This window comes from Streptomyces sp. NPDC059695, from assembly GCF_042733785.1.
GTDB lineage: Bacteria > Actinomycetota > Actinomycetes > Streptomycetales > Streptomycetaceae > Streptomyces.
This window is the reverse complement of the sequence record NZ_JBHWFF010000002.1, coordinates 575,412-578,129: the sequence shown is the minus strand read 5'-3', so window position 1 is coordinate 578,129 and position 2,718 is coordinate 575,412. Positions and strand designations below refer to the sequence as shown.

3 protein-coding genes are annotated in these 2,718 nt (G+C 72.0%); 2 read left to right on the top strand and 1 reads right to left on the bottom strand.

Translation table 11 applies throughout. The features are described 5' to 3' along the window. Window positions 1-84 precede the first annotated feature (84 nt). Window positions 85-1,425 (bottom strand): UDP-N-acetylglucosamine 1-carboxyvinyltransferase, encoded by a 1,341-nt coding sequence (murA, locus tag ACFV2S_RS05195; RefSeq protein WP_376507966.1) that lies wholly within the window; start codon window positions 1,423-1,425, stop codon window positions 85-87. A 278-nt stretch (window positions 1,426-1,703) separates the two neighbouring features. Here murA and ACFV2S_RS05190 point away from each other — a divergent pair, with 278 nt between their 5' ends. Both ACFV2S_RS05190 and ACFV2S_RS05185 read left to right on the top strand, forming a co-directional pair. Beyond that, window positions 1,704-2,264: a YqgE/AlgH family protein gene (locus ACFV2S_RS05190; RefSeq protein WP_382855183.1), complete on the top strand. Its 561-nt coding sequence runs from the start codon at window positions 1,704-1,706 to the stop codon at window positions 2,262-2,264. 29 nt (window positions 2,265-2,293) lie between these two features. Then, complete coding sequence (locus ACFV2S_RS05185) at window positions 2,294-2,581, top strand: DUF3039 domain-containing protein (RefSeq protein ID WP_015033918.1); 288 nt, start codon at window positions 2,294-2,296, stop codon at window positions 2,579-2,581. Window positions 2,582-2,718 lie beyond the last annotated feature (137 nt).

Below are 2,718 nucleotides of genomic sequence, written 5' to 3'. Positions count from 1 at the left end.
CCCGCCCGCGCGCCCGCCCCCCGGCCGGGGGGGGGCGGTGCCGGGGGGGGGGCGCCCCCCCCGCCCCCCCCGCCGGTCCGTCGTCTAGACCAGCGCGCTGCCCGGGAGCTCGACCTTCGCGCCGAGCTCGACGAGCTTCTCCATGAAGTTCTCGTAGCCGCGGTTGATCAGGTCGATGCCGTGCACCCGGCTCGTGCCCTGGGCCGCCAGAGCGGCGATCAGGTACGAGAAGCCGCCGCGCAGGTCGGGGATGACCAGGTCGGCGCCCTGGAGCTTCGTCGGGCCGGACACGACCGCGGAGTGCAGGAAGTTCCGCTGGCCGAAGCGGCAGTCGGAGCCGCCCAGGCACTCGCGGTACAGCTGGATGTGCGCACCCATCTGGTTGAGCGCGGAGGTGAAGCCGAGCCGGGACTCGTACACCGTCTCGTGGACGATGGACAGGCCGGAGGCCTGCGTCAGGGCCACGACCAGCGGCTGCTGCCAGTCCGTCTGGAAGCCGGGGTGCACGTCCGTCTCCAGGGCGATCGCGTTGAGCGAGCCGCCCGGGTGCCAGAAGCGGATGCCCTCGTCGTCGATCTCGAAGGCGCCGCCGACCTTCCGGTACGTGTTGAGGAAGGTCATCATCGAGCGCTGCTGGGCGCCGCGCACGTAGATGTTGCCCTCGGTCGCCAGCGCCGCCGACGCCCAGGAGGCCGCCTCCAGGCGGTCCGGGAGCGCCCGGTGGGTGTAGCCGTCGAGCCTGTCGACACCGGTGATCGTGATGGTCCGGTCGGTGTTGATCGAGATGATCGCGCCCATCTTCTGCAGGACGCAGATCAGGTCCTCGATCTCGGGCTCCACGGCCGCGTTCGACAGCTCGGTGACGCCCTCGGCGAGGACGGCGGTGAGCAGCACCTGCTCGGTCGAGCCGACCGAGGGGTACGGCAGGCGGATCTTGCAGCCGCGAAGGCGCTGCGGGGCCTCCAGGTACTGCCCGTCCGCCCGCTTCTCGATGGTCGCGCCGAACTGGCGGAGCACGTCGAAGTGGAAGTCGATGGGCCGGCCGCCGATGTCGCAGCCGCCCAGGCCCGGGATGAAGGCGTGGCCGAGGCGGTGCAGCAGCGGGCCGCAGAAGAGGATCGGGATGCGCGACGAACCGGCGTGGGCATCGATGTCGGCCACGTTGGCCGACTCGACGTGCGTCGGGTCGAGGACGAGCTCGCCGGGCTCCTCGCCGGGGCGGACCGTCACTCCGTGCAGCTGGAGCAGCCCGCGGACCACGCGGACGTCACGGATGTCGGGCACATTGCGCAGGCGGCTGGGGCCGCTGCCGAGCAGGGCGGCGACCATCGCCTTGGGCACGAGGTTCTTCGCGCCGCGGACGCGGATCTCGCCCTCCAGCGGGGTACCGCCGTGGACAAGCAGGACATCGTCTGTGCCGGTCATGAATCTCGCGTTCCGAAAGTGGGGTCCGACGGGTGGCCAGAGAAAAGGGTAAGGGGCCATGAGACCCCGATCGGGTGCCTCGGGGGGCCTGTCAGATGTAATGAATTCGGCACAACACCCTCTGTTCCCATGATCTTGCGGAGCGTCACCGTCCGCTTGTCCTCGTGGGGCACCCCGGGGCCGTGACCGCGACCCTCCCGAACAGCACCGGTTCCCGGCTTCCCCGCATCCCGCCCGACAACCCCCGCGAACGCCGAACATGCGGGATCATGTGTCGCATGACCGAGGTGTCCTCGCTCACAGGACGGCTGCTCGTGGCCACCCCCGCGCTGGCGGACCCGAACTTCGACCGCGCGGTCGTCCTGCTGCTCGACCACGACGACGAGGGGTCGCTCGGCGTCGTCCTCAACCGGCCCACGCCGGTCACCGTCGGCGACATCCTCGCGCCCTGGGCCACCCTCGCGGGCGAACCCGGCGTCGTCTTCCAGGGCGGCCCCGTCTCGCTCGACGCGGCCCTCGGCCTCGCCGTCATCCCCGGCGACGAGGGCCCACTCGGATGGCGGCGGGTGTACGGCGCGATCGGCCTGGTCGACCTGGAGACCCCGCCCGAGCTGCTCGGACCGGCGCTCGGCTCGCTGCGGATCTTCGCCGGGTACGCGGGCTGGGGCCCCGGTCAGCTGGAGTCCGAGCTCGGCGACGGGGCCTGGTACGTGGTCGAGTCGGAGCCCGGTGACGTCTCCTCGCCGCGCCCCGAGACGCTCTGGCGGCAGGTGCTGCGACGCCAGCGCGGCGAACTCGCGATGATCGCGACGTACCCGGACGACCCGTCCCTCAACTGAGGCCCCGGCTTTCAGTACCCTTGGCGGTTATGAGCACTCTCGAGCCCGAGCGCGGGGCAGGTACGGGAACCCTCGTCGAGCCGACGCCGCAGGTGTCCCACGGTGACGGCGACCACGAGCGCTACGCCCACTACGTCCAGAAGGACAAGATCATGGCGAGCGCGCTCGACGGCACGCCCGTCGTGGCGCTGTGCGGAAAGGTCTGGGTGCCGGGGCGCGACCCCAAGAAGTACCCGGTCTGTCCGATGTGCAAGGAGATCTACGACTCCATGGGCGCCGGCGGCGGCGACAAGGACAAGGGCGGCAAGGACAAGTAGGCGGATCCTGACGTCGGGGACGGGCCCCCCCCCCGCCCCCCCCCGGGGCGCCCCCGAGGGCGGGGGGGGGGGGCGGGGGCCCCCCCGCCTGGCAGGGGGGGGGGGAGCACGGGCGGGTGGGGGTGTGGGTGCGGGGA